A 24,372-nucleotide genomic window follows, 5' to 3' on the forward strand; every position below is an offset into this window, starting at 1 on the left:
CGAACAGCCGAACGGCGTCTATGTGCGCTGTTCGGACTCATTCTACCAATAGAAAGAGGAGGGCTTCACTATGAGTTATTTATTGCGTAAGCCGCAGTCGAATGAAGTATCTAATGGGGTCAAACTGGTGCACGAAGTAACGAAATCCAACTCTGATCTCACTTATGTCGAGTTTAAAGTGTTAGATCTCGCTTCCGGTTCAAGCTATGCAGAAGAATTAAAAAAACAGGAAATCTGTATTGTCGCGGTAACGGGAAACATTACAGTGACCGATCATGAGTCGACTTTTGAGAATATCGGCACGCGTGAAAGCGTATTCGAACGAAAACCGACAGACAGCGTCTATATTTCAAATGACCGTTCCTTTGAGATCACAGCGGTCAGCGACGCAAGAGTGGCGCTTTGCTATTCTCCATCGGAAAAACAGCTTCCGACAAAGCTGATCAAAGCGGAAGACAACGGAATTGAGCACCGCGGGAAGTTTTCAAACAAACGTACTGTTCACAACATTCTTCCGGATTCAGACCCTTCAGCTAACAGCCTATTAGTAGTTGAAGTCTATACAGACAGCGGCAACTGGTCCAGCTATCCGCCTCATAAACATGATCAAGACAACTTGCCGGAGGAATCTTTTTTAGAAGAAACGTACTACCATGAGTTAGACCCGGGACAGGGCTTTGTGTTTCAGCGTGTATACACAGATGACCGCTCGATTGACGAGACAATGACTGTAGAAAATGAAAACGTTGTCATCGTTCCTGCTGGATACCACCCGGTAGGCGTGCCGGACGGATACACATCCTACTATTTAAATGTCATGGCAGGGCCGACGCGGAAATGGAAGTTTCATAATGACCCGGCGCATGAGTGGATTTTAGAACGTTAACAAGTGAGGAGTGGCTGTTTACGATGAAGTATACATTCAATGAAGAGAAGGCTTTTGATATTGTTGCCATCGGCCGGGCATGTATTGATCTGAACGCAGTCGAATACAACCGCCCAATGGAAGAAACGATGACATTTTCGAAATATGTCGGCGGTTCACCTGCGAATATCGCAATCGGCAGCGCGAAGCTTGGCTTAAAAGCGGGCTTCATCGGCAAAATTCCAGATGACCAGCATGGAAGATTCATAGAGTCCTATATGAGAAATACCGGCGTTGACACAACACAGATGATTGTGGATCAAGATGGCCACAAAGCAGGCCTTGCATTTACAGAAATTCTCAGCCCGGAAGAATGCAGCATCTTAATGTATCGCGATGATGTGGCGGATCTTTATCTTGAGCCTTCAGAGGTAAGCGAGGACTATATCGCAAATGCGAAAATGCTGCTTGTTTCCGGGACAGCGCTCGCCAAAAGCCCGTCACGGGAAGCGGTGTTAAAAGCTGTTCAATATGCGAAAAAGCATCAGGTTAAAGTGGTGTTCGAACTGGATTATCGCCCGTATACGTGGCAGTCAGCGGATGAAACAGCCGTTTACTATTCTTTGGTCGCCGAGCAGTCTGATATCGTCATCGGCACACGTGATGAATTTGATGTAATGGAAAACCGCACAGGCGGAAGCAATGAAGAATCCGTCAATCACTTATTTGATCATTCAGCCGACCTCGTTGTCATCAAACACGGCGTTGAAGGCTCTTATGCATACAGCAAATCCGGCGAGGTATTCCGTGCCCAAGCGTACAAGACAAAAGTGCTGAAAACCTTTGGAGCCGGTGACTCCTATGCGTCAGCCTTTATCTACGGCCTTGTCAGCGGAAAAGACATCGAAACGGCATTGAAATACGGCAGCGCTTCAGCCTCCATTGTGGTGAGCAAGCACAGTTCGTCAGAAGCGATGCCGACTGCAGATGAAATCGTACAGCTTATTGAAGCACAGTCATAATTGAAAAAGATCGAGTAAAGGTGGGATCGTTTGTGGGTAAGAAAATTCGCTTAACAACAGCACAAGCGCTGATTAAATTCTTAAACCAGCAGTACATCCATGTAGATGGAAAGGAAGAGCCTTTCGTTGAAGGGATTTTCACGATTTTCGGTCATGGAAACGTATTAGGGATCGGCCAGGCGCTTGAGCAGGATGCAGGCCATTTGAAAGTCTATCAAGGGAAAAATGAACAAGGAATGGCCCATGCCGCAATGGCGTACAGCAAGCAAATGCTGAGAAGAAAAATATATGCGGTCTCTACATCCGTCGGACCGGGAGCTGCTAACTTAGTGGCGGCAGCCGGCACTGCATTGGCAAATAATATCCCAGTTCTCTTAATTCCGGCAGATACATTTGCGACAAGACAGCCAGACCCTGTACTGCAGCAAATGGAGCAAGAATACAGTGCGGCGATTACAACAAACGATGCATTGAAACCTGTATCGAGATACTGGGACCGCATTACGCGCCCTGAGCAGCTCATGAGCAGTTTACTGCGCGCGTTTGAAGTCATGACTGATCCGGCAAAAGCAGGTCCGGCAACGATTTGCATTTCTCAGGATGTTGAAGGAGAAGCATACGACTTTGATGAAAGTTTCTTCGTCAAACGGGTTCACTATATTGATCGCATGCAGCCGAGCGAGCGCGAGCTTCAAGGTGCTGCGGAGCTGATTAAAGCCAGCAAAAATCCTGTGATCCTCGTCGGCGGAGGCGCAAAATACTCCGGCGCGCGCGATGAATTGGTTGCCATTTCTGAAGCGTATAACATTCCGTTAGTTGAAACACAGGCAGGAAAGTCGACAGTTGAAGCTGATTTTGCGAACAACCTCGGCGGAATGGGCATCACAGGTACACTTGCGGCAAATAAAGCGGCCCGCCAAGCTGATTTGATTATCGGTATCGGTACAAGATATACGGATTTTGCGACATCCTCTAAGACCGCTTTTGATTTTGATAAAGCGAAGTTCCTGAACATCAATGTCAGCCGAATGCAGGCGTATAAACTCGACGCGTTCCAAGTGGTAGCGGATGCGAAAGTGACGCTTGGCAAACTGCATGGTTTGCTTGAAGGCTATAAGAGCGAATTCGGCTCCACGATCAAGGAGCTGAAGGATGAATGGCTCGCTGAACGCGAACGCCTCAGCAAAGTGACGTTTAAACGGGAAGCGTTTGATCCGGAAATCAAAAATCATTTCTCTCAGGAGATTCTAAATGAATACGCTGACGCGTTGAACACTGAGCTGCCGCAAACAACGGCATTGCTGACAATCAACGAGACGATTCCTGAAGACAGCGTGATCATCTGTTCAGCAGGCTCCCTGCCAGGAGATTTGCAGCGTTTGTGGCATTCTAATGTTCCGAATACGTATCACCTGGAGTACGGGTATTCCTGCATGGGCTATGAAGTGTCCGGCACACTGGGGCTTAAATTGGCCCACCCTGACAGAGAAGTGTATTCCATTGTCGGAGACGGCAGCTTCCTGATGCTTCATTCCGAGCTGATCACGGCGATTCAGTACAACAAGAAAATCAATGTGCTGCTCTTTGACAACTCTGGTTTTGGATGTATCAACAACCTTCAAATGGATCACGGGAGCGGCAGCTACTATTGTGAGTTCCGCACAGATGATAACCAAATTTTGAATGTTGATTACGCGAAAGTTGCTGAGGGATACGGCGCAAAAACCTACCGTGCCAACACAGTAGAAGAGTTAAAAGCGGCGTTAGAGGATGCGAAGAAACAGGACGTATCAACGTTAATTGAAATGAAGGTTCTGCCAAAAACAATGACTGACGGCTATGACAGCTGGTGGCATGTCGGCGTAGCAGAAGTGTCTGAACAAGAAAGCGTTCAGAAGGCATACGAAGCAAAAGAACAAATGCTGGAATCTGCGAAGCAGTATTAGAGGGGAGGCTCATAGATGGGCAAAGAAAAAATCCTGTGGGGCATTGCTCCTATTGGATGGCGGAATGATGACATTCCTGAAATCGGAGCGGGAAACACACTTCAGCATTTGTTAAGTGATATCGTTGTCGCACGTTTTCAAGGTACGGAAGTCGGGGGCTTTTTCCCCGAACCGGCCATCCTGAACAAAGAGCTGAAACTTCGAAATTTAAGAATCGCGGGAAAATGGTTCAGCAGCTTTATCTTGCGTGACGGACTCGGTGAAGCGGCAAAGGCATTTACCCTGCATTGTGAGTATTTGCAACAAGTAAACGCGGATGTCGCAGTTGTCTCTGAACAAACACACAGTGTGCAAAGCTTGGAGAAAAATGTGTTCACAGAGAAGCCGCACTTTACGGATGATGAATGGGAACGGCTTTGCGAAGGGCTGAATCACCTTGGCAAAATTGCTGATCAGCATGGCTTGAAGCTTGTGTATCATCACCATCTTGGCACCGGCATCCAAACAGCAGAAGAAGTGGACCGCCTGATGGAAGGAACAGACCCTGCGCATGTACACCTCCTCTATGATACAGGGCATGCGTATATTTCTGACGGTGACTACATGGGAATGCTTGAGAAGCATATCGGCCGCATTAAGCATGTGCACTTTAAAGATGCCCGCCTGAATGTCATGGAACAATGCAGGCTTGGAGGGGAATCGTTTCGACAAGCATTTTTAAAAGGCATGTTCACGGTTCCCGGTGATGGATGCATTGACTTTAGAGAAGTATATCAGCTGCTGTTGAAGCACGATTATTCCGGATGGATTGTCGTTGAAGCTGAACAGGACCCCGATATAGCAAACCCGCTTGAGTATGCATTGATCGCGAGAAACTATATTGATGAGCAGTTGTTGGATCTGGCTTAATGGGGACTGAATATATAGGCAATACCAATGCAGATTCGGCCTTCAATAAACGGACAATCGCGGCAGCATTGGCCAACTATATTGATGCCGGTTCGATTGTGGCTGGATCTGCCGGTTTATCGTTATGGGTCAGTTATCTAAAGCTATCTGATACGCAAATCGGGCTGCTCGGCGCGCTAAGCGCAAATGCAATTTCTGCCGCTGTCGGCGCCCTGCTTGGCGGGTATCTGGCTGATAAAGTCGGGCGGAAGGCTGTTTATACCAATAGCATGCTGGTTTATGCATTAGGGATTTGTTTGGTTCTGTTTGGGGTTAATTTCCCCATGTTGTTAAGCGGTTACATGATTATCGGTTTATCAGTGGGAGCTGACATTACCGCATCATGGACCATTATTGCAGAAAATGCGCCAAAGAAAAATCGGGCCCGCCATTGCGGTGTGGCACAAGTCGCTTGGGCCGCGGGCGCTGTCGTTGTGCTGCTTCTCTCCGTACTGGTCGGTGATTTAGGCCTCTTGGGGAATAAAATCGTATTTGCCCATCTGCTTGTGATCGCGCTGATTACGTACATCCTGAGAATCAGGCTTCCGGAGTCAGATGCGTGGCAGCAGAAAAATCAGCCCGCAGACATACAAACAGAGAAGCCGGCCGTACTGAACAAAACATCGTATTTTGATTTGCTCAAGCCAATGTATCTAAAAAGCATACTGTTTTTGATGGGTGTGTACTTGGTTTGGAATTTAGCCGCCGGTGTGATGGGCTTCTTTATGCCATACATTTATCAGCAGGTCGGCGGTGTATCTGCCAACATGGCAAACCTTTTGCAAATGGGACTGTTTATCTTCACAGGGTTGGGGGTCGCCTTGATCTTCATGCCCTTTGCCGACAAATATAGAAAAACCGTATTTGGAATCGCCGCTTTTATGGCGGTGATCGGATGGACGCTGTTTCTGCTGCCGGTTGAAGGCCTGCCGATTCTGCTCCTGTTTATTGTCGTGATCGGCATCAATAACGGAGCCGGGCAGCAAGCCAACTATCAGTTATGGGCCAGTGAAATCTTTCCTACGCAATATCGTGCTTCTGCACAAGGACTAATGTTTTTCCTCGTACGTATTTCAATAGGGATTTGGAGTCTGTTTGTCCCAATGATTATCACCAATTTCGGCATTGGAACGATGGCTGCAATTCTCCTCGGATGTGTGACGGCCAGTATGATCATCGGGCTTCTCTTCGCGCCGAATACGTCTGGCAAGTCGCTTGAACAAATTCAAGAGGAACTCTACGGATCTCCTCAGAGCCAAGTAAAGCAAGGAACAGAAAGCAAAATGATGTAACCAACAGAAGGAGTGGCTGTCAATGAGTTTACGTATTGGCGTAATTGGAACTGGAGCAATCGGAAAAGAACATATTAACCGCATCACGAACAAGCTGTCCGGCGCAGAAATCGTTGCTGTAACGGATGTCAATCAAGAAGCTGCACAAAAGGTTGTTGAGCAATACCAATTAAACGCGACGGTTTATCCGAATGATGACAGCCTGCTTGCAGACGAAAATGTAGACGCTGTCTTAGTGACTAGCTGGGGGCCTGCGCATGAATCGAGCGTGCTGAAAGCCATTAAAGCCCAGAAATATGTGTTCTGTGAAAAGCCGCTCGCGACAACGGCTGAAGGATGCATGCGCATCGTCGAAGAGGAAATGAAAGTGGGCAAACGCCTTGTTCAAGTCGGCTTCATGCGCCGTTATGACAGCGGTTACGTACAGCTGAAGGAAGCGCTCGACAACCATGTCATCGGCGAGCCGCTTATGATTCACTGCGCACACCGCAACCCGACTGTGGGAGATAACTACACAACGGATATGGCCGTAGTTGATACGCTTGTTCATGAAATTGATGTGCTGCACTGGCTCGTCAATGATGACTACGAGTCCGTTCAAGTTATCTATCCGAAGAAATCGAAAAATGCGCTTCCACATTTAAAAGATCCGCAAATTGTATTGATTGAAACTAAAGGCGGCATCGTCATCAATGCTGAAATCTATGTGAACTGTAAATACGGCTATGACATTCAATGTGAAATCGTCGGAGAAGACGGCGTCATCAAGCTTCCTGAACCATCAAGCATCAGCATGAGAAAAGAAGGAAAATTCAGCACAGATATTCTGATGGATTGGCAGAGACGCTTTGTGGCTGCGTACGATGTGGAAATCCAAGACTTCATTGATTCGATTCAAAAGAAAGGCGAGGTCAGCGGACCGACGGCATGGGACGGCTACATTGCTGCCGTTACCACTGACGCGTGTGTAAAAGCCCAGGAATCTGGACAAAAAGAAAAGGTTGAATTGAAGGAAAAACCGGAATTCTATCAATCTTTTACAACAGTTGAAAACTAAAAAACAGAGGAGTGAAAACATGAAATTAGCATTAGATCCATCAATGTATCGAGATGATTTAACGTTAGAGGAAATGGTCTATAAAACGGCGGAGCTTGGTTATGAATATATCGAACTATCGCCGCGCGAGGATTTTTGTCCATTCTATAAATATCCAAAAGTCGATTCAGCAAAGATCAAACAATTAAAGCGGCTTTTAAAGGATACAGGTGTTAAGCTTTCATCGCTCCTTCCTCTTTACCACTGGGCGGGTCCTGAAGAAGACCGCCGTCAGGCTGCAGTGCGCAATTGGAAAAGGGCGATCGAAATTGCGGTTGAACTTGAAGTCGATTTGATGAACAGTGAATTCAGCGGTTCAAAATATGATCCTTTAACAAGTGAAGAAAAATTTATTAAATCCATGGATGAACTTCTCCCAGTCTTTGAGAAAGAAGGCATTAAACTCAATCTTCAAGCCCATCCATACGATTTTATCGAAACGCACAAAGGTGCGATGGATATGATCCGCGCGCTTGACAAGGATTGGATCAATCTTGTCTACTCGACTGCGCATACGTTCTTCTATGATGACGGCAAAGGCGACATCGAGACAATGTTTGACGAAGCCGGCGACCGCCTCACACACGTTTTATTTGCAGATACCTTTAATCATAAAGCGGCTCACGGCCTGCGCTACATCGTCAATCCGCCTGACGCGAAAGTAACGGTTCACCAGCATTTGGACATTGGCCAAGGCGAGGTTGATTTTGAGACGATTTTCAGAAAGCTGAGAGAGATGAAGTTCGACGGAATTGCGACAAATGCCGTTTTTGCTTGGGTCGACGAAAGAGCAGATGAATCAAGCCGATTTATGCTTCGAAAAATGAAAGAAGAATTAGGTCTGGCATAAGCTGAGCATGGAGTTCGGCGGGATATGGCGAACAGCCCTCCTGCCGAACTCCCTTCATATCTAAAACGCAGATGGGGGAGTCTGACATGAAACTTTGTTTTAATGAAGCTACAACATTGGAAAACTCAAACCTTAAACAGGATTTAGAACTATGTGAAAAGCATGGCTATGATTATATTGAAATCCGCACAATGGATAAGCTGGCGGAGTACTTAAAAGACCATTCATTGGATGATCTTGCGGAATATTTTCAAACCCATCACATCAAACCTCTTGCCTTAAACGCACTCGTGTTCTTCAACAACCGTGATGAAAAGGGCCACAATGAGATCATCGCTGAATTTAAAGGCATGATGGAAACGTGCAAAACCCTCGGTGTGAAATATGTCGTGGCCGTTCCGCTTGTGACTGAGCAGAAGATTGTAAAAGAAGAGATCAAAAAGAGCAGTGTAGAGGTGCTGACTGAGCTTTCAGATATCGCGGAGCCGTACGGCGTAAAAATTGCGCTTGAATTTGTCGGCCACCCGCAATGTACGGTCAATACGTTTGAACAGGCGTACGACATCGTAAACACAGTCAACCGTGACAATGTCGGGCTTGTCCTTGATAGTTTCCACTTCCATGCAATGGGTTCAAATATTGAGAGCTTAAAGCAGGCGGACGGAAAGAAAATTTTCATCTATCATATCGACGATACCGAAGATTTCCCAATCGGCTTTTTAACCGATGAGGATCGTGTATGGCCGGGCCAAGGTGCGATTGACTTAGATGCCCACTTATCAGCCCTCAAGGAAATCGGCTTCTCTGATGTTGTATCGGTTGAGCTCTTCCGGCCTGAATACTATAAGCTGAGTGCTGAGGAAGCCATTCAAACAGCGAAAAAAACAACGGTTGATGTCGTATCAAAATACTTCAACATGTAATGGATAAAGGAGGGGTGGACATGGCTTTTGTATCGATGAAAGAGCTTCTTGAAGATGCAAAGCGGGAGCAATATGCAGTCGGCCAGTTTAATATCAACGGCCTGCAGTGGTCGAAGGCGATTTTACAGGCTGCGGAGGAAGAACAGTCACCTGTCATCGCGGCAGCATCGGATCGGCTGATCGACTACTTGGGCGGATTCAAAACCGTAGCCGCGATGGTTAATGCGCTGATAGAAGAATTGTCAATCACCGTTCCCGTTGTCCTTCACCTTGATCACGGCAGCAGTGTGGAGCGCTGCAAACAAGCCGTTGACGCAGGGTTTAGCTCGGTGATGATTGACGGATCACATTCGCCGATTGATCAGAATATCGCCATGACGAAAGAGGTAGCGGACTATGCCAAGCTTCACGGTGTGTCGGTGGAGGCTGAAGTCGGAACGGTAGGCGGCATGGAAGACGGCCTTGTGGGCGGTGTAAAATACGCTGATCTTCACGAGTGCCGGCGTCTCGTGGAGGAAACCAATATTGATGCCCTGGCCGCTGCGCTTGGATCAGTTCATGGAAAGTATCAAGGTGAGCCTAAGCTCGGTTTCAAAGAGATGGAGGAGATCGCTAAGACCACGAACATTCCGCTTGTTCTTCACGGCGCATCGGGAATTCCAGCAGACCAAATCGCAAGAACGATCCAGCTTGGCCACGCGAAGATCAACATCAATACAGAGTGTATGGTGGCATGGGCAGAAAAAACGCGTGTCATGTTTGAAGAAAATCCGGATTTATACGAACCCCGTACTTATATGACGCCGGGAATTGACGCTGTAAAAGATACAGTGAAAAGCAAAATGAGAGAATTCGGCTCAGCGGGAAAAGCCGCGCGTCAGCAAGTTAGCTGAAGAAAAAGCACTCACAACATCGTGAGTGCTTTTATCATGCCATTTATTTTTGGTTTTCTTTCTCGCGCTTCACCAGCATATCAGCAATCAAATCAACCTGTTTGCTGACGGAAATCGGATCGTACGGATAGAACGTGTCGAAGTCGTTGATAAACACACGGTTATGTTTGACAGCGTCTAGGTTTTTCCAGATAGAGGAGTCCTTCAGCTTGTCGAGTGTTTTGCTTTCGCCTTTCGGATTGTAGTCCGTAATGAACATATAATCTGCGGCATACTCAGGAATGACCTCTTGAGAGAGCTGTTTCATCTCTCCTTTTTTGATGACATCTTGTTCAATTTTTTCAGGTGCTTTTAACCCAAGCGCGTTGTAAACAGCTTGGCCGCCGCGTCCGCCATTGTCATTGAACACCCAGAATTCGCCCTTGTCGGTGTTTTCATAAATACCGAAAGTTGCATCCTTGTCGATGACGCCGGCAATTTTCTTTTTGGCTGCTTCTGCTTTTTTGTTAAAGTCATCCATAAATGATTTTGCTTCGTCTTTCGCTCCGGCGATATCCCCGAACATGCTGACTGTGTCTTCTACGTTTTTCGCTGTGTTATAAGGAACGACAACCGTTGGAGCGATTTTCTTTAATTTATCGACATTCTCTTCATTCATGACAACAATTAAGTCAGGCTGAAGCTCCATCACTTTTTCAACGCTGATCGGATCACCGACATCCTTTACATCTTTCAGCTTTGATTTTAAAAACGGATTATCAAATGACCATGAGCCCGAGCCGACCACATTCGCCCCGACAGACAGCAATTCTCCAGCATAAAAATCAGTTACGATGCGTTTCGGATGTGCAGGAATTTTGACGTTCCCTTTTGTTGATTTGTATGTTCTCATTTCTGTCTTTTCGGAAGCTGAATCACTTGAGCTTCCTTTCGAAGCTGTGCCGCTGCAAGCACTGACAAACATGAGAAGCAGCACCAGCATGCCCACGAGCAATGTGTTCTTTTTCATCAAGAACCCCCCAATATGTATTTTTGGTTCATTAGTAATGATTATCATTATCAACTAATAATATAGCAAGAAACCCGTGCCCCGTCTATCACTATTTTAAAGAGGGAAAGTTTTTTCGTTTACAGGTGACGCGATTTGCTTAATCGATTATTATAGGTAAATAGGAGGAGAAAAATATGGGAATTACTAAAAGAGGTGCTGCTTGGGAATGGCTGCATAGCTGGTGGATGCTGTTTATTTTCATGCCTTTTGCCATTACCAGTTTTTTTGCCTTTTTATTTATTGGCATTAAGGTTAGAAATAGAAAGTGGATCATGTACGGAATCATTTATTTTTTCGTATTTGCGTTTGGTTTTGTGCTGCCCGATCTGCCCGGGATTTTTATTGTGCTCCCGCTGTGGGCTGTGACGATTATTCATGGTTTTAAAGTGCGCCCGCTGTATCTGATTCAGCTGGAGGTCTACAAGGATCATGTAGAGGCAAGGGCTTTTGCCGAGGCAAGAAGTGAAGCGGAGAGCAGATTTCATGCGCCGAAACAGTCTATTCAAGATATACATATTCGCAAAGAACGGTAAGAAGCGGGTCTTTTATAAAGGCCCGCTTTCTCTTGTTGCGCAGAACTGATGAAAGCATTATGATGGTGGCATCAAAAAATGATGGCTCTGAAAAGCCGTATCCTTTTGGAGGATGGATTGCATGAATAAAATCATGATTGTAGAAGATAGTGAAGATATTCGGTCATTATTACAAAATTATTTAGAGAAGTACGGCTATGATACGGTGGTTACCACTGATTTCACGTCTGTATTGGATATGTTCTTGCGGGAAAAACCCGATGTGGTGCTGCTTGATATCAATTTGCCGGCATATGACGGATATTATTGGTGCCGGCAGATCCGCCACCATTCGACCAGTCCGATCATCTTTATTTCTGCCAGAAGCGGCGAAATGGACCAGGTGATGGCAATTGAAAACGGCGGCGATGATTATATTGAAAAGCCGTTTTCTTATGATATTGTGCTCGCGAAAATCAAAAGCCAGATTCGCAGGGCGTATGGAGAGTATGCGGTGAAGCAGGGAGAAAGAATCGTGGAATTCGAGGGTGCACAACTGTATGTAGAGCGATTTGAACTGCGTTATCAAGAAGAAAAGTGCGAACTGTCAAAGAAAGAAAGCAAGCTTCTTGAGGTGCTGCTGGAACGGGGGGAAAAGGTAACGGGAAGAGACAGGTTAATGGAAAAAACGTGGGATACTGATCTGTTCGTTGATGACAATACGCTGAATGTATATATCACCCGTTTGCGCAAAAAGCTTCGTGATTTAGAGGTGCCTTTTTCAATCGAATCTGTCCGCGGTGAAGGATATCAGTTGAGGCCGCTGTCATGAAACTGTTTTTACGGACTCATGTTCTCTTGATATTGCTTTTTCTGATTCAAGGCATTTTTGTTTTTACGTACTATTGGTTTGCGGGACAGCATTCCCTTGCCCATTTATTCTATATACTCGGCGTGCAGCTGCTGTTGCTAGCTGCGTATTTGATCTATCGCTGGTATCAAGATCGCGGCGTTTATCAGTGGCTCAGCTCCCATCAGGAGGATGAGGAAGTGCCTGATTTGGGTTCTTCGCTGTTTTGTTCTGAGCTATATGAAAAACAGATGGAACTGAACCGCCTCCACAACCAGAAGCTTCACGAAACAGAAGCGAAGCTGGAAAGCAGGGTGACCTATATGAACCAGTGGGTGCACCAAGTGAAAACACCGCTTTCTGTTATTAATTTAATCATTCAGGAAGAGGACGAGCCCATTTTTGGGCAAATCAAAAAAGAAGTCCGGCAGATTGAATATGGACTGGAAACATTGCTGTATTCATCGAGGCTCGATCTGTTTGAGAGAGATTTCAAAATAGAAGCGGTCTCTTTATCCGACATTCTCCAAACCGTTATTCAAAGCTATAAACGGTATTTTATCGAGCATCGTGTATATCCGAAAACAAATATTCTCACTGACGATACGATTTATACAGACCCAAAATGGCTGAAATTTGCGATTGGGCAGGTCGTGACAAACGCGGTGAAATATTCCGCGGGCATGAGTGACCGTATTGAGCTGACGATTTTTCAGCATGAGGATAAAACCGTGTTAGAAGTAAGAGATTATGGCGTGGGTATTCCCTCGCAGGATATAAAGCGTGTGTTTGATCCCTATTACACAGGCGAAAACGGCCGGCGTTTCCAAGAGTCAACAGGGATAGGTCTTCATCTGGTAAAAGAAATTACGGATAAACTGAATCATGAAGTAGAGATCAACTCTGCTCCGGAAAAGGGCACAGCGGTACAATTTTTATTTCTTACAAAAGTGTAAGGAGGCATTAAGAAAACCGCATAGCACACTGTCATCCCTCTTGATAAGATTTGTTTACCAGCTTATCGGGAGGGTTTTTTTATGAGCTTTCCGCAAACACATGATAAGCCAATTTCTGATGAACAATAACGATAAGGAGGATTCTCATGGCGAATATGCTCGAGGTCAATCATTTAAATAAAACCTACAAAGGACAAGTATCCCATCAGGCGTTAAAACAAATCTCTTTTTCAGTAGAGGAAGGGGAGTTCACGGCGGTGATGGGGCCGTCGGGTTCCGGTAAAACAACGCTCTTGAATATCATCTCAACCATAGACCGTCCCGACTCCGGAGACGTCCTGATCAAAGGAGACAACCCTCATAATCTGAAAAGAACAAGACTGGCACAATTCAGGCGCAAACAGCTTGGATTCGTGTTTCAGGACTTTAACCTGCTTGATACACTGACGGTTGGCGAAAATATCATGCTGCCGTTAACACTTGAAAAAGAATCTCCTTCAGTGATGGTAAAAAAGCTGCATGCCATCGCTGAAAAGCTTGGAATAGAGAACCTTTTACAAAAGCGCCCGTTTGAGGTTTCAGGCGGACAGCGCCAGCGGGCAGCCATTGCAAGAGCGGTGATTCATAAACCTTCTCTGATTCTGGCTGATGAACCGACGGGAAATCTTGATTCAAAAGCTTCAAAGGATGTCATGGAAACGATGCAAAGCTTGAACCAGAACGATCAGATTACAGCATTAATGGTTACCCATGATCCTGTGGCGGCAAGCTACTGCCAGCGTGTGATTTTTATTAAAGACGGTACCCTGTTTAACGAAATTTACCGCGGGGATAACCGCCAGGTATTTTATGACCAAATCCTGGATGTACTTTCTATGCTGGGGGGAAACGCAAATGACCTTTCTTCAGTTCGCATATAAAAATGTTACACGAAACAAACGGTCGTATCTGGCGTTCTTTTTGAGCAGTGCTTTTTCCGTATTGATCTTCTTTACCTTTGCTATGTTTATCTTTCATCCTGCTCTTAAGGAAGGATACTTGAATAACATTGCGAGGATGGGATTAACGGCAGCGGAGTGGATAATTTTTATCTTTTCAATTTTATTTGTTCTATATTCCGTTAATGCTTTTTTGAAATCCAGAAACAAAGAATTTGGAATTCTGCTGATTCAAGGGATTACTCCCGCCCAGCTGCGAGTGCTTGTGACAGCTGAAAACATGATGATCGGCGCCTTTTCAATTGTTGCCGGGATCATCGGCGGACTGATTTTTTCAAAAACGTTTTTTACAATCGGCGCCTATATTTTAGAAATGGACGCTTTGCCGCTGTATATGCCTTGGAAGGCATTGGGGATTACGATTTGCGGATTTATGCTCTTATTTTTCCTTTTATCGCAGTTTACGCTCTTTTTTATTAAATCCAAAACCGTTATTTTGCTGATCAAAGGCGCAGAAAACATGAAACCTGAGCCGAAGCCGTCTATCCTTCTGTCGATTTTCGGCATGGCATGCCTTGTGATGGGCTACGGAATGGCCCTAAAAGGGAATGTTCACTCCTATATGCCGTTTCTGATTTTGATCTTAACCATTGTCGGAACGTATTTTTTCTTCAGCCAGAGCAGCATTTGGATATTGCGAGCCGTGAAGAAGTGGAAGGGCTTTTATTTGCGCGGGAAAAATGTTATTTGGATTTCTGATTTAGTCTATCGCTTAAAGGATAACGCCCGCCTGTTTTTTATCGTCAGTATTATTTCAGCAGTTGCCTTCACAGCCACAGGCGTACTGGCTGTTTACAAATCTACTGTCGGGGCAGTGGATTCAGCCTATGAAATGGAGTACTTATCCTTTGAAGGCAATCCGAAAGAAAAACAGCACCTGCAAGATATTGAACATGAGCTGAAGCAGAACCATTTCTCATTTACTCGTTATGATATGCAGGTTTCATACGTGCGCTATAAGCGGGGAGATGAAGTGCCGCCTGTGATCTTAATGAATCAGAAAACATTTCAAAAGCACTTTAGTATCAGCCTGAATGATCTGAAAAACGGGGAAAGCATCTATTTCCCAAGCACCTATGAGATCAAGGATAAAACTGAATTTCCGCAACAATTAGATATGCTGAACAAGAAAAATGAGCTGGCAAATCAGAAGCTCAAAGTGAAGGAAACAAAAAAACCGCTGATTTCTGTAAACAGTGTTCTTGTCGTAAATGAAACGACCTACAAAGAACTTCATAAGCTTGGAGAAAGCACGAAGCTGATTGGTTACAAATTTAAGAACTGGAAAGACAGTTTAGGCATCAGCCAATCACTTACAAATAAAATTTATGATGATTATTCTGACGTTCACTTTCAATTTGATGCGAAGGCCAACACGCACTATCTTACAGTGCAGCTGCCAAGCTTAAGCTTATTTATCGGGCTCTTCATTGCCATTGTCTTCTTTACCGCGGCCGGAAGCTTTTTATACTTCCGCTTGTTTACAGATTTAGAGGAAGATCAGAAGCGCTACCGTTCATTAGCGAAGATTGGATTTAGTGAAGAAGAAATGTCACAAAGCGTCACCATTCAATTAGCGATCTTGTTCTTCTTTCCGTTTGCGATGGCTGTTCTTCATACGGTCTTTGCCATCAAAGCTGCACAGACCGGCGGCTATGCCGATGTAACCAAACCATTGCTGCTGACAATCGGAGGATTTTTAGCTTTTCAGCTGCTGTTCTTCTTGATGGTACGGTTTAGCTACTTGAAAAAAATAAAAAGCTATTTAACGGTAAAATAAAGGATGGTAAATATGAAAAAAATCTTTTCAATGATAGTGGGGGCAGGGGTTATCGCAGCGATTTGCGGCGTTCTCTTCATTCATAACGAGATAACAGACAGAATCAACCCGCTTGTTCCCAGACAGGACCTGTATGTCCAAATTAGTCGAGATGGCCAGCATCTTAAACAAGGTGGTACTGAATATACACTAGACGGCTACAATAAGTCCGGTGAAAAGAGCGAGGTAACGTTCTATGCCGGCGGTGATTTGAGGAAGAATGCTTATTTAAAAGTCAGTTCAAAAGGCAAATATGTAGAGACCTGGGAAGAAGTGCAACATAAAGATTTGCCAAAAAACGTCCAATCACAATTAAAACAATAGAGAAGTAAGCGGCATAGGAGGAGCTATGCCGCTTTTTTATGTTACTGCTGATAGGATTGCTGCTGAAATGGCGTGTTTTGGCCGAATGGAAGTGTAGACACATTCGTATTCATCACGCTGGATTGTCCAGTGAGTTCCTGCTGCATTTGGTTGCACATGTTGACAACCTGCTGGCATTTTTGAATCGCCATGTCATGTCCGTGCAGCGCTTGCTGAATGGTATGTGCAGCTTGTTGTTCGTGGTTTAGAATCTGCTGCAGCATTTGGATGTTTTGCTGCTCCTGATGAAGCATTTGGCGATATTGCTGGCTGCTTTGCTGTGTTTGCTGAATGAGCTGCTGAGCAGTCTGGCGGCATTGGTTTAGCTGCTGCAAGCCGTGTTGTGTATTATGCATGAATGATCCCTCCAGTATCGATTGACGTGAGTCGGTATTATCATGCAACCTGATTGAAAAGAAATTCTGCAAATGAGGAACTACAATTATTTTCCTTACCCCCTCTATCTTTGAATGAAAACGGTAAAGATTGTATACTTGTACAAACCCTTTTTATGTATTTAATACCATAAGAAGTGCGGAAAACGAAACCCTGAAATCAGGAGAATCGTATTCCGCTTTTTTCTGTGCCTGCTTCAAAAACCGCCTTCGCCTGCAGTAAATGGGATATTCAGCCTGTTTTCTACTGTACGGAGGCGCTGATTGAGCCGGTTTAAGCGGCGTGTATGGCGTTCAACAGCCTGGCTTAGCTGATTGACCTGTTCGGCAATCCGTGCAATTTCCCGATTTTGACGGCGGTCTTCGTTTGTCAGACGGGTTAATTCTCTCGACTGCTGTTCATTTTGCCGTTCAAGTGCTGCGATTCTTCTTTCCAATGCCGGCTGTCTGTCCATTTGGTATGGATCGTATACATCCTGCTGCGGATAAGAATTGTACTCATAGTGGCTATAGTAAGGTTCCTGCTGAGGCAGCTGAGGGCTGTAATATTGATAAGGGTTCATGTGATCAGTCTCCTTAAAAAATGTAAATGTGGGTGAATTCCTTATAACTTATGTAGTCATTGGCACAGTGCCACGGCATTCGCCCAAAAAGAGGAGGAAAGGATGTGATCTCCTTGAGAAACAAATATGGCATTTTGCTTTTAACTGCTGTATTCATCATGGTATCGGGCTGCCAACAGCAAAAAGAGGAGACGCCGTTTTATTACGGAACGTGGGATGAGGGAATGACTCCCGGGCCCATGGACGGCGTGAAATCAGCAACAGTCACATTTACCAAAGACGAGGTAGTGGAGACGGAAGTCATTGAAGGAAGAGGAGAGGTGCAGCTGCCATTTATGGCGTATAAGGTGATTTCCCAAAGCACTGACGGTCCATTGAGATTCAGTATCTCGGCTCCTATTATCCGCTCAAAAGCACGCTGAAAAGAGGAGAAAACGGGACGTTGATCTGGGAGCAAAATGGCCAGACAAAAACGATGACAAGAATCGAATCAAAGACAGGCAAGGAGGAGAAAGATGAGAAATAAAAAAGCAGAAAGACTGGTGGTAACAGGACTTATTTTACATATCATTCAGTGGCTATTTATATTATGGGCTTTTCTCAAGATCAAACATTTATTTAGTGACTATACGATCTATAACCCTAATGTCATCAGCGGATCGATGCAGTCCTTATCGTTTATACAAATGATGCGCGCTATGATCTACTCAGGGGCAATCGTGAATTATGTGTTGTTTTTTGCACTTCTATTTCTTATTTATTGTGTTGTGCTTCATGCCATCTTGATTGTGTTGGAAATGATCGCTTACGTCATGATCAGACGAAACCCCGCATCTTCATGGGTATTCTTTTTGATGGCAGTGGGAGTAAAGCTTGCCATCTTGAATATCACCGGCATTCCATTTTTAGCTGCCGGCTTCCTGCTGATGAAACAGGAAAAAGCAGAAAACGGCGGCATGGAGACAGAAAGAATGCGGAAACCGCGCACGCGTATCCGAAGACAAGGCCGGCGTCTAAACAGAATCCGGAGAAAATCATCTCTTCAGGTTGAATATCAAAAAGAAAAAACGATATGATGGGACTATAGCCTGAAAACGACACGAAGGAGATGCAGGATGTACAAACTAATTGCAATTGATATGGACGGAACACTTTTAAATGATCATCATGAAGTAACAGAGGAGGTCCGCAACGCGCTTCACGCGGCAAAAGCGGAAGGCGTCAAAATTGTGCTTTGCACCGGCCGGCCTATCGGGGGCGTGCGGAGATATTTAGATGAATTAAATTTAATTGAAGAAGGTGACTATGTCATCGCGTATAACGGAGCGCTTGTTCAAAATACGCATACAAATGAAGTGGTCACGGAGCTGTCTCTCGGATATGATGATTTGGCTTCATTATATGACCTGAGCTTAGAGTTGAAGACGCCGATGCATTTCTTTGACTCATCTAACCTGTATACGCCTAACCGGGATATCAGTGAATTTACTGTATACGAATCCTATGTGACACAAGTGCCGCTTCATTACCGCAAGATTGACGAGGTGCCAAAAGATATCCTCATCCCAAAAGTGATGTTTATTGATAAACCGGAGAACTTAAGCCACGTCATTACATCAATTCCAAAAGACGTGAGAGAAAAATATACGATGGTCAGAAGCGCACCTTTCTTTTATGAAATTCTTCATCCTGAAGCCAGTAAAGGAAATGCCGTACGTCAGCTGGCGCAGCTGCTTGGAATTGAACAGGAGGAAGTTATGTGCATAGGCGACAACGGGAACGACCTGACAATGATTGAATGGGCGGGCTGCGGCGTTGCCATGGCAAACGCCATCCCAGAAGTATTGGAAGCCGCAAACTTTCAAACACGTTCCAACAATGAACATGGTGTTGCGCATGCCATTCACGAGCTTGTTTTGGCGAAATAATGAAATCCAGCCTCTTAGAAGGCTGGATTTTTTGTGATCCCGGCTTTATTGTGCCAAGTACGGTCTGTCTTTTTGCGGAATGGACGCTAAGATTTCTTTTCCTGCTGCAGAGGCCTGTAGAAATAAAAAGGAAGCAATCACCATAAACATCAGCATAGTACATTTTTTTCTCATGAACGAATCTCCTTACCTTTCTTTTGGAAGGTAATGTTAATCTTTTGACGAATCTATTTGACTTTCGTTATGCTGATAAAACAAGTTGTTCACAAAATGTATGATTTTATCTTGAATTGAAAGGGGACTGAATCAGATGTGCACAAGTCTTACATTGGAAACTGCTGACCGGAATCATTTATTAGCGAGGACAATGGATTTCGCATTTCAGCTGGGGACGGAGGTCATTCTCTATCCGCGCCGTTACAACTGGAAGAGTGAAGCTGACGGAAAGGTGCATCAAACACAGTACGCGTTTATCGGTATGGGGAGAAAACTTGGAAATATATTATTTGCCGACGGTGTTAATGAAAGCGGTTTATCTTGTGCGACGCTTTATTTTATGGGATATGCGGAGTACGAAAAAACGATACGGGGAGACGGCGTTCATATTGCCCCGCATGAGTTTGTAACATGGGCGCTGTCAGCCTGCAAGTCTTTGGAAGACGTAAAAGAAAAGATCCACTCTTTAACGATTGTGGAGAAGAAATTAGATCTACTGGATACAGTTTTACCGCTGCACTGGATATTGTCAGACCGGACGGGACGCAGCCTGACGATAGAACCGAGAGCAGACGGCATCAAAATCTATGACAATCAACCAGGTGTCATGACGAACAGCCCCGACTTTTTATGGCATGTGAGCAATCTTCGGCAATATATAGGAATAAGGCCGAAACAATTCGAGAGCAAGGAGATGGGCGGATTAACGCTGTCCGCTTTTGGCCAAGGCTCGGGTACTGTGGGTCTGCCGGGAGATTATACACCGCCTTCACGGTTTGTCAGAGCTGTTTTTCTGAAGGAACATCTAGAGCCGGCGGCAGATGAAACGAAAGGAGTATCAGCAGCTTTTCAGCTTTTGGCAAACATGGCGATACCAAAGGGTGCTGTAATAACGGAAGAAGACGAAATTGATTATACGCAATATACTTCTGTGATGTGCAACGACACGGGAAACTACTACTTTCACCACTACGACAATCGGCAAATCCAAAAAGTAAGTTTATTTCATGAAGACCTTGACCGTTTGGAGCCTAAAGTGTTTTCCGCTAAAGCAGAAGAAACTATTTTAGAGCTTAATTAAGATTCAATCAGCTGATTCCGGTATGATTCGGGGTCAGCTTATTTTTTTGTACAATGTCACAGTTTCTGAATGACAACGCCGATCACGTGCGTTTATTTGCAATGAGCAAAAACAGCGGCAAAACAGATGGCGAAATCAAAAATGCGGATGGTCGGAAGCACAGATAAGGTGCAAGCTGCATTTATATAAAAAACTTTGGATCAAAACTGAGTCTCAGCATCATCAGACTCAGTTTTTTTCGAATATACAGGTTGCACTAATGCCGCCTCATTATGATCCCCGCGAGGTTCTTTTCAGGTAGAAAAGAAAAATTTTTTCTCAATTCATTGACAAACTCACAAGACAAATGTACATTTTGATTTATTCATATTAAACAACTAGGAATATAGTAGTTTATTTTTCGGATTTTTCAGCCTAAAACATAATAAAAGGAGAAACGTCATGACAAGCAAAAAGAAACAAATCAAATTAGGGGTTTTCCTTGCGGGGACAGGACATCATGTGGCGTCTTGGCGGCACCCTGACGCGCCTTCAGATGCGAGCATGAATTTGGATTATTTTAAAGATCTTGCAAAAACAGCGGAGCGAGGCAAGCTGGATATGCTGTTTTTAGCGGATAGCCTTTCAATTGACAGCAAGTCTCATCCGAATGTGTTAACAAGGTTTGAGCCATTTACCTTGCTCTCTGCTTTGGCGCAGGTCACATCAAGAATCGGATTGACAGCAACAGCTTCCACCACATACAGCGAGCCATTTCACATTGCTAGACAGTTTGCTTCACTGGATCATCTGTCCAACGGCCGTGCCGGATGGAACGTCGTCACTTCATCTATTGAATCAACAGCGCTTAATTTCAGCGGTGAAAAGCACCTTGAACACCATTTGCGTTATCAGCGAGCAGAGGAATTTGTCGAGGTTGTAAAGGGACTTTGGGATTCATGGGAAGAGGACGCCTTTATCCGCAATAAAGAAACAGGTGAATTCTTTGAGAAAGAAAAAATGCACGAGCTTAACCATAAAGGAGAATATTTCTCGGTTCGCGGGCCTCTGAACGTTTCAAGAACGCCGCAGGGACAGCCGGTGATTATTCAGGCGGGATCATCAGGAGACGGAAAAGCGCTGGCTGCCAGAACAGCAGAAGTGATTTTTACAGCGCAAAACCATCTGGAATCGGCTCAAGAATTTTATCAATCGATCAAAGAGCAGGCAGCCGAATTCGGGCGTGATCCTGAAAAAATTGCAATCATGCCGGGGATTTTCCCGATCATTGCTGATACCGAAGAAGCAGCACAGGCCAAATACAAGGAGCTTCAAGATCTGATTATTCCATCCGCCGGTCTGCAAATTCTCCAAAATTATTTAGGCGGAATTGATTTGTCTTCGTATCCGCTTGACGGGCCGCTGCCGAAGCTTGACGCGGATGCTTCCAATGCGGTGAAGAGCCGGTTCAAGCTTGTTCAAGAAATGGCTGAACGAGACAATATGACAATACGCGAGCTTTACAAATATGTTGCAGGCTCCAGAGGCCATCATATCTTCGTCGGTACGCCGGAGCAGCTCGCTGACAAGATGCAGGAATGGGTGGATAAGAAAGCGTGTGACGGGTTTAACATCATGCCTCCGCTTCTTCCGGAAGGAATTGAAGTGTTTGTTGATAAAGTGGTTCCGATTTTACAGGAGCGTGGCGTGTTCAGAAAAGAATATGAAGGCACAACATTAAGAGAGCACTTCGGTTTGGAAAAGCCGGTAAACCGTTATGCAAAGTAAGGAGGAACGCTAGATGAAGGCACAATATCGCCTTGCAGTTGAACGTGATGCCGAACAGCTTCTCGAGCTGACATTACGGGCTTATGAACCGATTCGAAAGCTCGGTATTCGTTTTGCAGCCGCTCATGCGGACTTGGATTTGGTGTTAACTAACATCAGGAAAAACGCCTGCTACGTCATGGAAGAGGACGGGCGGATCATCGCAACCATCTCCTTAAGAATGCCGTGGGGACAGCAGCCGGGACCTTATGGCGTTCCGCATATCTGGTGGTTCGCTGTTGACCCTGACACCGGTCAAAAAGGAATCGGAACAAAGCTGCTTCAATGGCTTGAGGAAACAATCCTCCGTGATACGTTAAAGGTTCCGTTTGTCTCACTCGGAACAGCGGATAAGCATCCGTGGCTGATTGAGATGTACGAACGAAAAGGCTATGTCCGCGCGGGTGAACAAGACCTTGGCAAAGGGCATATGACAATCTATATGAAAAAACAATTGCGAAATGATCTATAAAAGAGAAAAGGAGGGGAAATCAAAATGAAAAAGAAAAAGTGGACTGTGCTGTTAGTTGCCGCATTATTAGCGGTGCTCTCAGCTTGCGGCAATGGTAACAGCAGCAGTAAAGAGGATGACAACGTACTTCATGTCGGTGCAACCGGGCAGAGCTACCCGTTTGCTTATAAAGAAAACGGAAAACTGACAGGTTTTGATGTGGAAGTGATGGAAGCGGTCGCTAAGAAAATTGACATGAAGCTGGACTGGAAGCTGCTTGAATTCAGCGGGCTGATGGGGGAGCTTCAAACAGGAAAGCTTGACACCATTTCCAACCAGGTAGCGGTGACAGATGAACGCAAGGAAATGTATAACTTTACTGAACCATACGCTTATGCGGGAACACAGATTGTCGTCAAAAAAGACAATAATGACATCAAATCAGTTGACGATTTAAAAGGGAAAACGGTCGCTGCCGTTCTCGGTTCAAATCATGCTAAAAACCTTGAAAGCAAAGATCCTGATAAAAAAATCAATATCAAAACATACGAAACACAAGAAGGCACGCTGAAGGATGTCGCTTACGGCCGCGTAGACGCTTATGTCAACAGCCGAACTGTGCTGATGGCACAAATTAAGAAAACCGGCTTGCCGTTAAAGCTTGCAGGAGATCCGATTGTTTACGAACAAGTTGCATTCCCATTTGCCAAGGACGACGCGCACGACAAGCTCCGCAAAAAAGTCAATAATGCGCTTGATGAATTGCGTAAAGACGGAACACTGAAAAAGCTCTCCGAAAAATATTTTAATGAAGATATCACAGTAGAACAGAAGCATTAAGAAACGGCGGTGAATCACCAGAATGAACACAATTGATTGGGAATTCATGATATCAGCGTTCCCGACTTTAATTCAGGCTCTTCCGATTACCTTGTTTATGGCTGTAGCAGCTATGATTTTTGCGATTATCGGAGGACTTATTCTTGCACTCATCACAAAGAACAAAATTCCAGTGCTTCATCAGCTGTCAAAGCTGTATATCTCTTTTTTCCGGGGCGTGCCGACACTTGTGCAGCTGTTCTTAATCTACTACGGGCTGCCGCAGTTATTTCCGGAGATGAGCAAAATGACAGCTCTCACAGCTGCCATCATCGGATTAAGCTTAAAAAACGCAGCTTATTTAGCAGAAATCTTCCGTGCCGCCCTCAATTCTGTTGATGACGGGCAGCTGGAGGCGTGCCTGTCTGTCGGCATGACAAAACTTCAGGCATACAGACGGATTATTCTGCCACAGGCTGTTCGAAATGCGATTCCGGCAACGGGCAATACATTTATCGGATTACTCAAAGAAACGTCACTGGCCTTTACATTAGGGGTCATGGAGATGTTCGCCCAAGGGAAGATGTACGCATCAGGAAACCTCAAATATTTTGAGACGTACTTGGCGGTTGCGATTGTCTATTGGGTTCTTACCATTATCTACAGCATATTGCAGGACTTGTTTGAACGCGCCATGAGCAAGCCATACCGGACTTAGAGGTGAAATCA

At 45.0% G+C, this 24,372-nt stretch carries 26 protein-coding genes and 1 pseudogene; 23 read left to right on the top strand and 4 right to left on the bottom strand.

What is annotated here, in order from left to right:
- Nucleotides 1-70: 70 nt before the first annotated feature.
- The 9 genes from iolB to fba all read left to right on the top strand — a co-directional run bounded on the left by iolB (nt 71) and on the right by fba (nt 9,835).
- Complete coding sequence (gene iolB / locus LWH95_RS14060; RefSeq protein ID WP_003236390.1) at nt 71-886, top strand: 5-deoxy-glucuronate isomerase; 816 nt, start codon at nt 71-73, stop codon at nt 884-886.
- A gap of 23 nt (nt 887-909) precedes the next feature.
- Entirely contained in the window at nt 910-1,887 is a 978-nt protein-coding gene (gene iolC / locus LWH95_RS14065; RefSeq protein ID WP_019259953.1) for a 5-dehydro-2-deoxygluconokinase, read from the top strand.
- Between the two features lie 32 nt (nt 1,888-1,919).
- A complete protein-coding gene (gene iolD / locus LWH95_RS14070) occupies nt 1,920-3,833 on the top strand; it encodes a 3D-(3,5/4)-trihydroxycyclohexane-1,2-dione acylhydrolase (decyclizing) (protein ID WP_232919811.1) in 1,914 nt (637 codons plus the stop codon).
- 15 nt (nt 3,834-3,848) lie between these two features.
- Complete coding sequence (iolE, locus tag LWH95_RS14075) at nt 3,849-4,742, top strand: myo-inosose-2 dehydratase (RefSeq protein ID WP_232919812.1); 894 nt, start codon at nt 3,849-3,851, stop codon at nt 4,740-4,742.
- 14 nt (nt 4,743-4,756) lie between these two features.
- Nucleotides 4,757-6,073, top strand: coding sequence for a myo-inositol transporter IolF (gene iolF / locus LWH95_RS14080; RefSeq protein ID WP_232919866.1), 1,317 nt, complete (start codon nt 4,757-4,759; stop codon nt 6,071-6,073).
- 22 nt (nt 6,074-6,095) lie between these two features.
- Nucleotides 6,096-7,130 carry a bifunctional inositol 2-dehydrogenase/D-chiro-inositol 1-dehydrogenase gene (iolG, locus tag LWH95_RS14085; protein ID WP_148982286.1) on the top strand — a complete coding sequence of 345 codons (1,035 nt, stop codon included), beginning with the start codon at nt 6,096-6,098 and terminating at the stop codon, nt 7,128-7,130.
- Nucleotides 7,131-7,149: 19 nt separating this feature from the next.
- Nucleotides 7,150-8,019 (top strand): sugar phosphate isomerase/epimerase family protein, encoded by an 870-nt coding sequence (locus tag LWH95_RS14090; protein WP_232919813.1) that lies wholly within the window; start codon nt 7,150-7,152, stop codon nt 8,017-8,019.
- Between the two features lie 86 nt (nt 8,020-8,105).
- A complete protein-coding gene (iolI, locus tag LWH95_RS14095) occupies nt 8,106-8,942 on the top strand; it encodes a 2-keto-myo-inositol isomerase (protein ID WP_232919814.1) in 837 nt (278 codons plus the stop codon).
- 20 nt (nt 8,943-8,962) lie between these two features.
- Entirely contained in the window at nt 8,963-9,835 is an 873-nt protein-coding gene (fba, locus tag LWH95_RS14100) for a class II fructose-1,6-bisphosphate aldolase (RefSeq protein ID WP_232919815.1), read from the top strand.
- 43 nt (nt 9,836-9,878) lie between these two features.
- On the opposite strand, the gene LWH95_RS14105 is transcribed toward fba, so the two are convergent.
- Nucleotides 9,879-10,844 (bottom strand): iron-hydroxamate ABC transporter substrate-binding protein, encoded by a 966-nt coding sequence (locus LWH95_RS14105; protein WP_232919816.1) that lies wholly within the window; start codon nt 10,842-10,844, stop codon nt 9,879-9,881.
- Between the two features lie 176 nt (nt 10,845-11,020).
- On the opposite strand from LWH95_RS14105, the gene LWH95_RS14110 reads away from it, so the two are divergent.
- From LWH95_RS14110 to LWH95_RS14135, 6 genes are all read left to right on the top strand, one after another.
- Nucleotides 11,021-11,419, top strand: coding sequence for a hypothetical protein (locus LWH95_RS14110; RefSeq protein WP_084994167.1), 399 nt, complete (start codon nt 11,021-11,023; stop codon nt 11,417-11,419).
- A 121-nt stretch (nt 11,420-11,540) separates the two neighbouring features.
- Nucleotides 11,541-12,230, top strand: a complete 690-nt coding sequence (locus tag LWH95_RS14115; RefSeq protein ID WP_019259943.1) for a response regulator transcription factor — start codon at nt 11,541-11,543, stop codon at nt 12,228-12,230.
- Nucleotides 12,227-13,204, top strand: coding sequence for a sensor histidine kinase (locus tag LWH95_RS14120; protein ID WP_133485357.1), 978 nt, complete (start codon nt 12,227-12,229; stop codon nt 13,202-13,204). The genes LWH95_RS14115 and LWH95_RS14120 overlap by 4 nt, the downstream gene beginning before the upstream one ends.
- Nucleotides 13,205-13,350: 146 nt before the next feature.
- On the top strand, nt 13,351-14,124 hold the full coding sequence (locus LWH95_RS14125; protein ID WP_084994169.1) for an ABC transporter ATP-binding protein: 774 nt from the start codon (nt 13,351-13,353) through the stop codon (nt 14,122-14,124).
- Entirely contained in the window at nt 14,099-15,982 is a 1,884-nt protein-coding gene (locus LWH95_RS14130) for an FtsX-like permease family protein (RefSeq protein ID WP_148982288.1), read from the top strand. The genes LWH95_RS14125 and LWH95_RS14130 overlap by 26 nt, the downstream gene beginning before the upstream one ends.
- A 12-nt stretch (nt 15,983-15,994) precedes the next feature.
- Entirely contained in the window at nt 15,995-16,345 is a 351-nt protein-coding gene (locus tag LWH95_RS14135) for a YxeA family protein (protein WP_232919817.1), read from the top strand.
- A gap of 41 nt (nt 16,346-16,386) precedes the next feature.
- On the opposite strand, the gene LWH95_RS14140 is transcribed toward LWH95_RS14135, so the two are convergent.
- Together LWH95_RS14140 and cotNE are read right to left on the bottom strand one after the other, a co-directional pair.
- Nucleotides 16,387-16,740, bottom strand: a complete 354-nt coding sequence (locus LWH95_RS14140) for a hypothetical protein (protein ID WP_003236356.1) — start codon at nt 16,738-16,740, stop codon at nt 16,387-16,389.
- 236 nt (nt 16,741-16,976) lie between these two features.
- Nucleotides 16,977-17,342, bottom strand: a complete 366-nt coding sequence (cotNE, locus tag LWH95_RS14145) for an inner spore coat protein CotNE (protein WP_003236354.1) — start codon at nt 17,340-17,342, stop codon at nt 16,977-16,979.
- A gap of 158 nt (nt 17,343-17,500) precedes the next feature.
- Here cotNE and LWH95_RS14150 point away from each other — a divergent pair.
- From LWH95_RS14150 to yidA, 3 genes and pseudogenes are all read left to right on the top strand, one after another.
- Nucleotides 17,501-17,868: pseudogene (locus LWH95_RS14150) on the top strand (DUF3255 family protein).
- Nucleotides 17,858-18,418 carry a hypothetical protein gene (locus LWH95_RS14155; RefSeq protein WP_232919818.1) on the top strand — a complete coding sequence of 187 codons (561 nt, stop codon included), beginning with the start codon at nt 17,858-17,860 and terminating at the stop codon, nt 18,416-18,418. The pseudogene LWH95_RS14150 and the gene LWH95_RS14155 overlap by 11 nt, the downstream one beginning before the upstream one ends.
- A 39-nt stretch (nt 18,419-18,457) precedes the next feature.
- Nucleotides 18,458-19,270: a sugar-phosphatase gene (yidA, locus tag LWH95_RS14160; RefSeq protein ID WP_003236348.1), complete on the top strand. Its 813-nt coding sequence runs from the start codon at nt 18,458-18,460 to the stop codon at nt 19,268-19,270.
- Nucleotides 19,271-19,315: 45 nt separating this feature from the next.
- Here the strand turns inward: yidA and LWH95_RS21625 are convergent, their stop codons facing one another.
- Nucleotides 19,316-19,444, bottom strand: coding sequence for a hypothetical protein (locus LWH95_RS21625; protein WP_268280840.1), 129 nt, complete (start codon nt 19,442-19,444; stop codon nt 19,316-19,318).
- Nucleotides 19,445-19,580: 136 nt separating this feature from the next.
- Between LWH95_RS21625 and LWH95_RS14165 the strand changes: the two genes are divergently transcribed.
- The 5 genes from LWH95_RS14165 (at nt 19,581) to LWH95_RS14185 (ending at nt 24,361) form a co-directional block, all read left to right on the top strand.
- A complete protein-coding gene (locus tag LWH95_RS14165; RefSeq protein WP_232919819.1) occupies nt 19,581-20,567 on the top strand; it encodes a choloylglycine hydrolase family protein in 987 nt (328 codons plus the stop codon).
- A gap of 441 nt (nt 20,568-21,008) precedes the next feature.
- Nucleotides 21,009-22,334: an LLM class flavin-dependent oxidoreductase gene (locus tag LWH95_RS14170; protein WP_232919820.1), complete on the top strand. Its 1,326-nt coding sequence runs from the start codon at nt 21,009-21,011 to the stop codon at nt 22,332-22,334.
- A 13-nt stretch (nt 22,335-22,347) separates the two neighbouring features.
- Nucleotides 22,348-22,845: a GNAT family N-acetyltransferase gene (locus tag LWH95_RS14175; protein ID WP_003236337.1), complete on the top strand. Its 498-nt coding sequence runs from the start codon at nt 22,348-22,350 to the stop codon at nt 22,843-22,845.
- 24 nt (nt 22,846-22,869) lie between these two features.
- Nucleotides 22,870-23,664, top strand: coding sequence for an amino acid ABC transporter substrate-binding protein (locus LWH95_RS14180; protein ID WP_119914512.1), 795 nt, complete (start codon nt 22,870-22,872; stop codon nt 23,662-23,664).
- A 22-nt stretch (nt 23,665-23,686) separates the two neighbouring features.
- A complete protein-coding gene (locus LWH95_RS14185) occupies nt 23,687-24,361 on the top strand; it encodes an amino acid ABC transporter permease (RefSeq protein ID WP_003236334.1) in 675 nt (224 codons plus the stop codon).
- Nucleotides 24,362-24,372 lie beyond the last annotated feature (11 nt).

Origin of the sequence: Bacillus sp. G16 (assembly GCF_021282335.1) — a bacterium.
In the GTDB taxonomy this organism is placed as follows: domain Bacteria; phylum Bacillota; class Bacilli; order Bacillales; family Bacillaceae; genus Bacillus; species Bacillus inaquosorum.

Excerpts from the sequence above, each read along its gene's own strand:
- iolB (WP_003236390.1), top strand. The coding sequence starts at position 71 with ATGAGTTATTTATTGCGTAAGCCGCAGTCGAATGAAGTATCTAATGGG.
- iolC (WP_019259953.1), top strand. The coding sequence starts at position 910 with ATGAAGTATACATTCAATGAAGAGAAGGCTTTTGATATTGTTGCCATC.
- iolE (WP_232919812.1), top strand. The coding sequence starts at position 3,849 with ATGGGCAAAGAAAAAATCCTGTGGGGCATTGCTCCTATTGGATGGCGG.
- iolG (WP_148982286.1), top strand. The coding sequence starts at position 6,096 with ATGAGTTTACGTATTGGCGTAATTGGAACTGGAGCAATCGGAAAAGAA.
- LWH95_RS14090 (WP_232919813.1), top strand. The coding sequence starts at position 7,150 with ATGAAATTAGCATTAGATCCATCAATGTATCGAGATGATTTAACGTTA.
- iolI (WP_232919814.1), top strand. The coding sequence starts at position 8,106 with ATGAAACTTTGTTTTAATGAAGCTACAACATTGGAAAACTCAAACCTT.
- fba (WP_232919815.1), top strand. The coding sequence starts at position 8,963 with ATGGCTTTTGTATCGATGAAAGAGCTTCTTGAAGATGCAAAGCGGGAG.
- LWH95_RS14105 (WP_232919816.1), bottom strand. The coding sequence starts at position 10,844 with ATGAAAAAGAACACATTGCTCGTGGGCATGCTGGTGCTGCTTCTCATG.
- LWH95_RS14110 (WP_084994167.1), top strand. The coding sequence starts at position 11,021 with ATGGGAATTACTAAAAGAGGTGCTGCTTGGGAATGGCTGCATAGCTGG.
- LWH95_RS14115 (WP_019259943.1), top strand. The coding sequence starts at position 11,541 with ATGAATAAAATCATGATTGTAGAAGATAGTGAAGATATTCGGTCATTA.
- LWH95_RS14120 (WP_133485357.1), top strand. The coding sequence starts at position 12,227 with ATGAAACTGTTTTTACGGACTCATGTTCTCTTGATATTGCTTTTTCTG.
- LWH95_RS14125 (WP_084994169.1), top strand. The coding sequence starts at position 13,351 with ATGGCGAATATGCTCGAGGTCAATCATTTAAATAAAACCTACAAAGGA.
- LWH95_RS14130 (WP_148982288.1), top strand. The coding sequence starts at position 14,099 with ATGACCTTTCTTCAGTTCGCATATAAAAATGTTACACGAAACAAACGG.
- LWH95_RS14135 (WP_232919817.1), top strand. The coding sequence starts at position 15,995 with ATGAAAAAAATCTTTTCAATGATAGTGGGGGCAGGGGTTATCGCAGCG.
- LWH95_RS14140 (WP_003236356.1), bottom strand. The coding sequence starts at position 16,740 with ATGCATAATACACAACACGGCTTGCAGCAGCTAAACCAATGCCGCCAG.
- cotNE (WP_003236354.1), bottom strand. The coding sequence starts at position 17,342 with ATGAACCCTTATCAATATTACAGCCCTCAGCTGCCTCAGCAGGAACCT.
- LWH95_RS14155 (WP_232919818.1), top strand. The coding sequence starts at position 17,858 with ATGAGAAATAAAAAAGCAGAAAGACTGGTGGTAACAGGACTTATTTTA.
- yidA (WP_003236348.1), top strand. The coding sequence starts at position 18,458 with ATGTACAAACTAATTGCAATTGATATGGACGGAACACTTTTAAATGAT.
- LWH95_RS21625 (WP_268280840.1), bottom strand. The coding sequence starts at position 19,444 with ATGAGAAAAAAATGTACTATGCTGATGTTTATGGTGATTGCTTCCTTT.
- LWH95_RS14165 (WP_232919819.1), top strand. The coding sequence starts at position 19,581 with ATGTGCACAAGTCTTACATTGGAAACTGCTGACCGGAATCATTTATTA.
- LWH95_RS14170 (WP_232919820.1), top strand. The coding sequence starts at position 21,009 with ATGACAAGCAAAAAGAAACAAATCAAATTAGGGGTTTTCCTTGCGGGG.
- LWH95_RS14175 (WP_003236337.1), top strand. The coding sequence starts at position 22,348 with ATGAAGGCACAATATCGCCTTGCAGTTGAACGTGATGCCGAACAGCTT.
- LWH95_RS14180 (WP_119914512.1), top strand. The coding sequence starts at position 22,870 with ATGAAAAAGAAAAAGTGGACTGTGCTGTTAGTTGCCGCATTATTAGCG.
- LWH95_RS14185 (WP_003236334.1), top strand. The coding sequence starts at position 23,687 with ATGAACACAATTGATTGGGAATTCATGATATCAGCGTTCCCGACTTTA.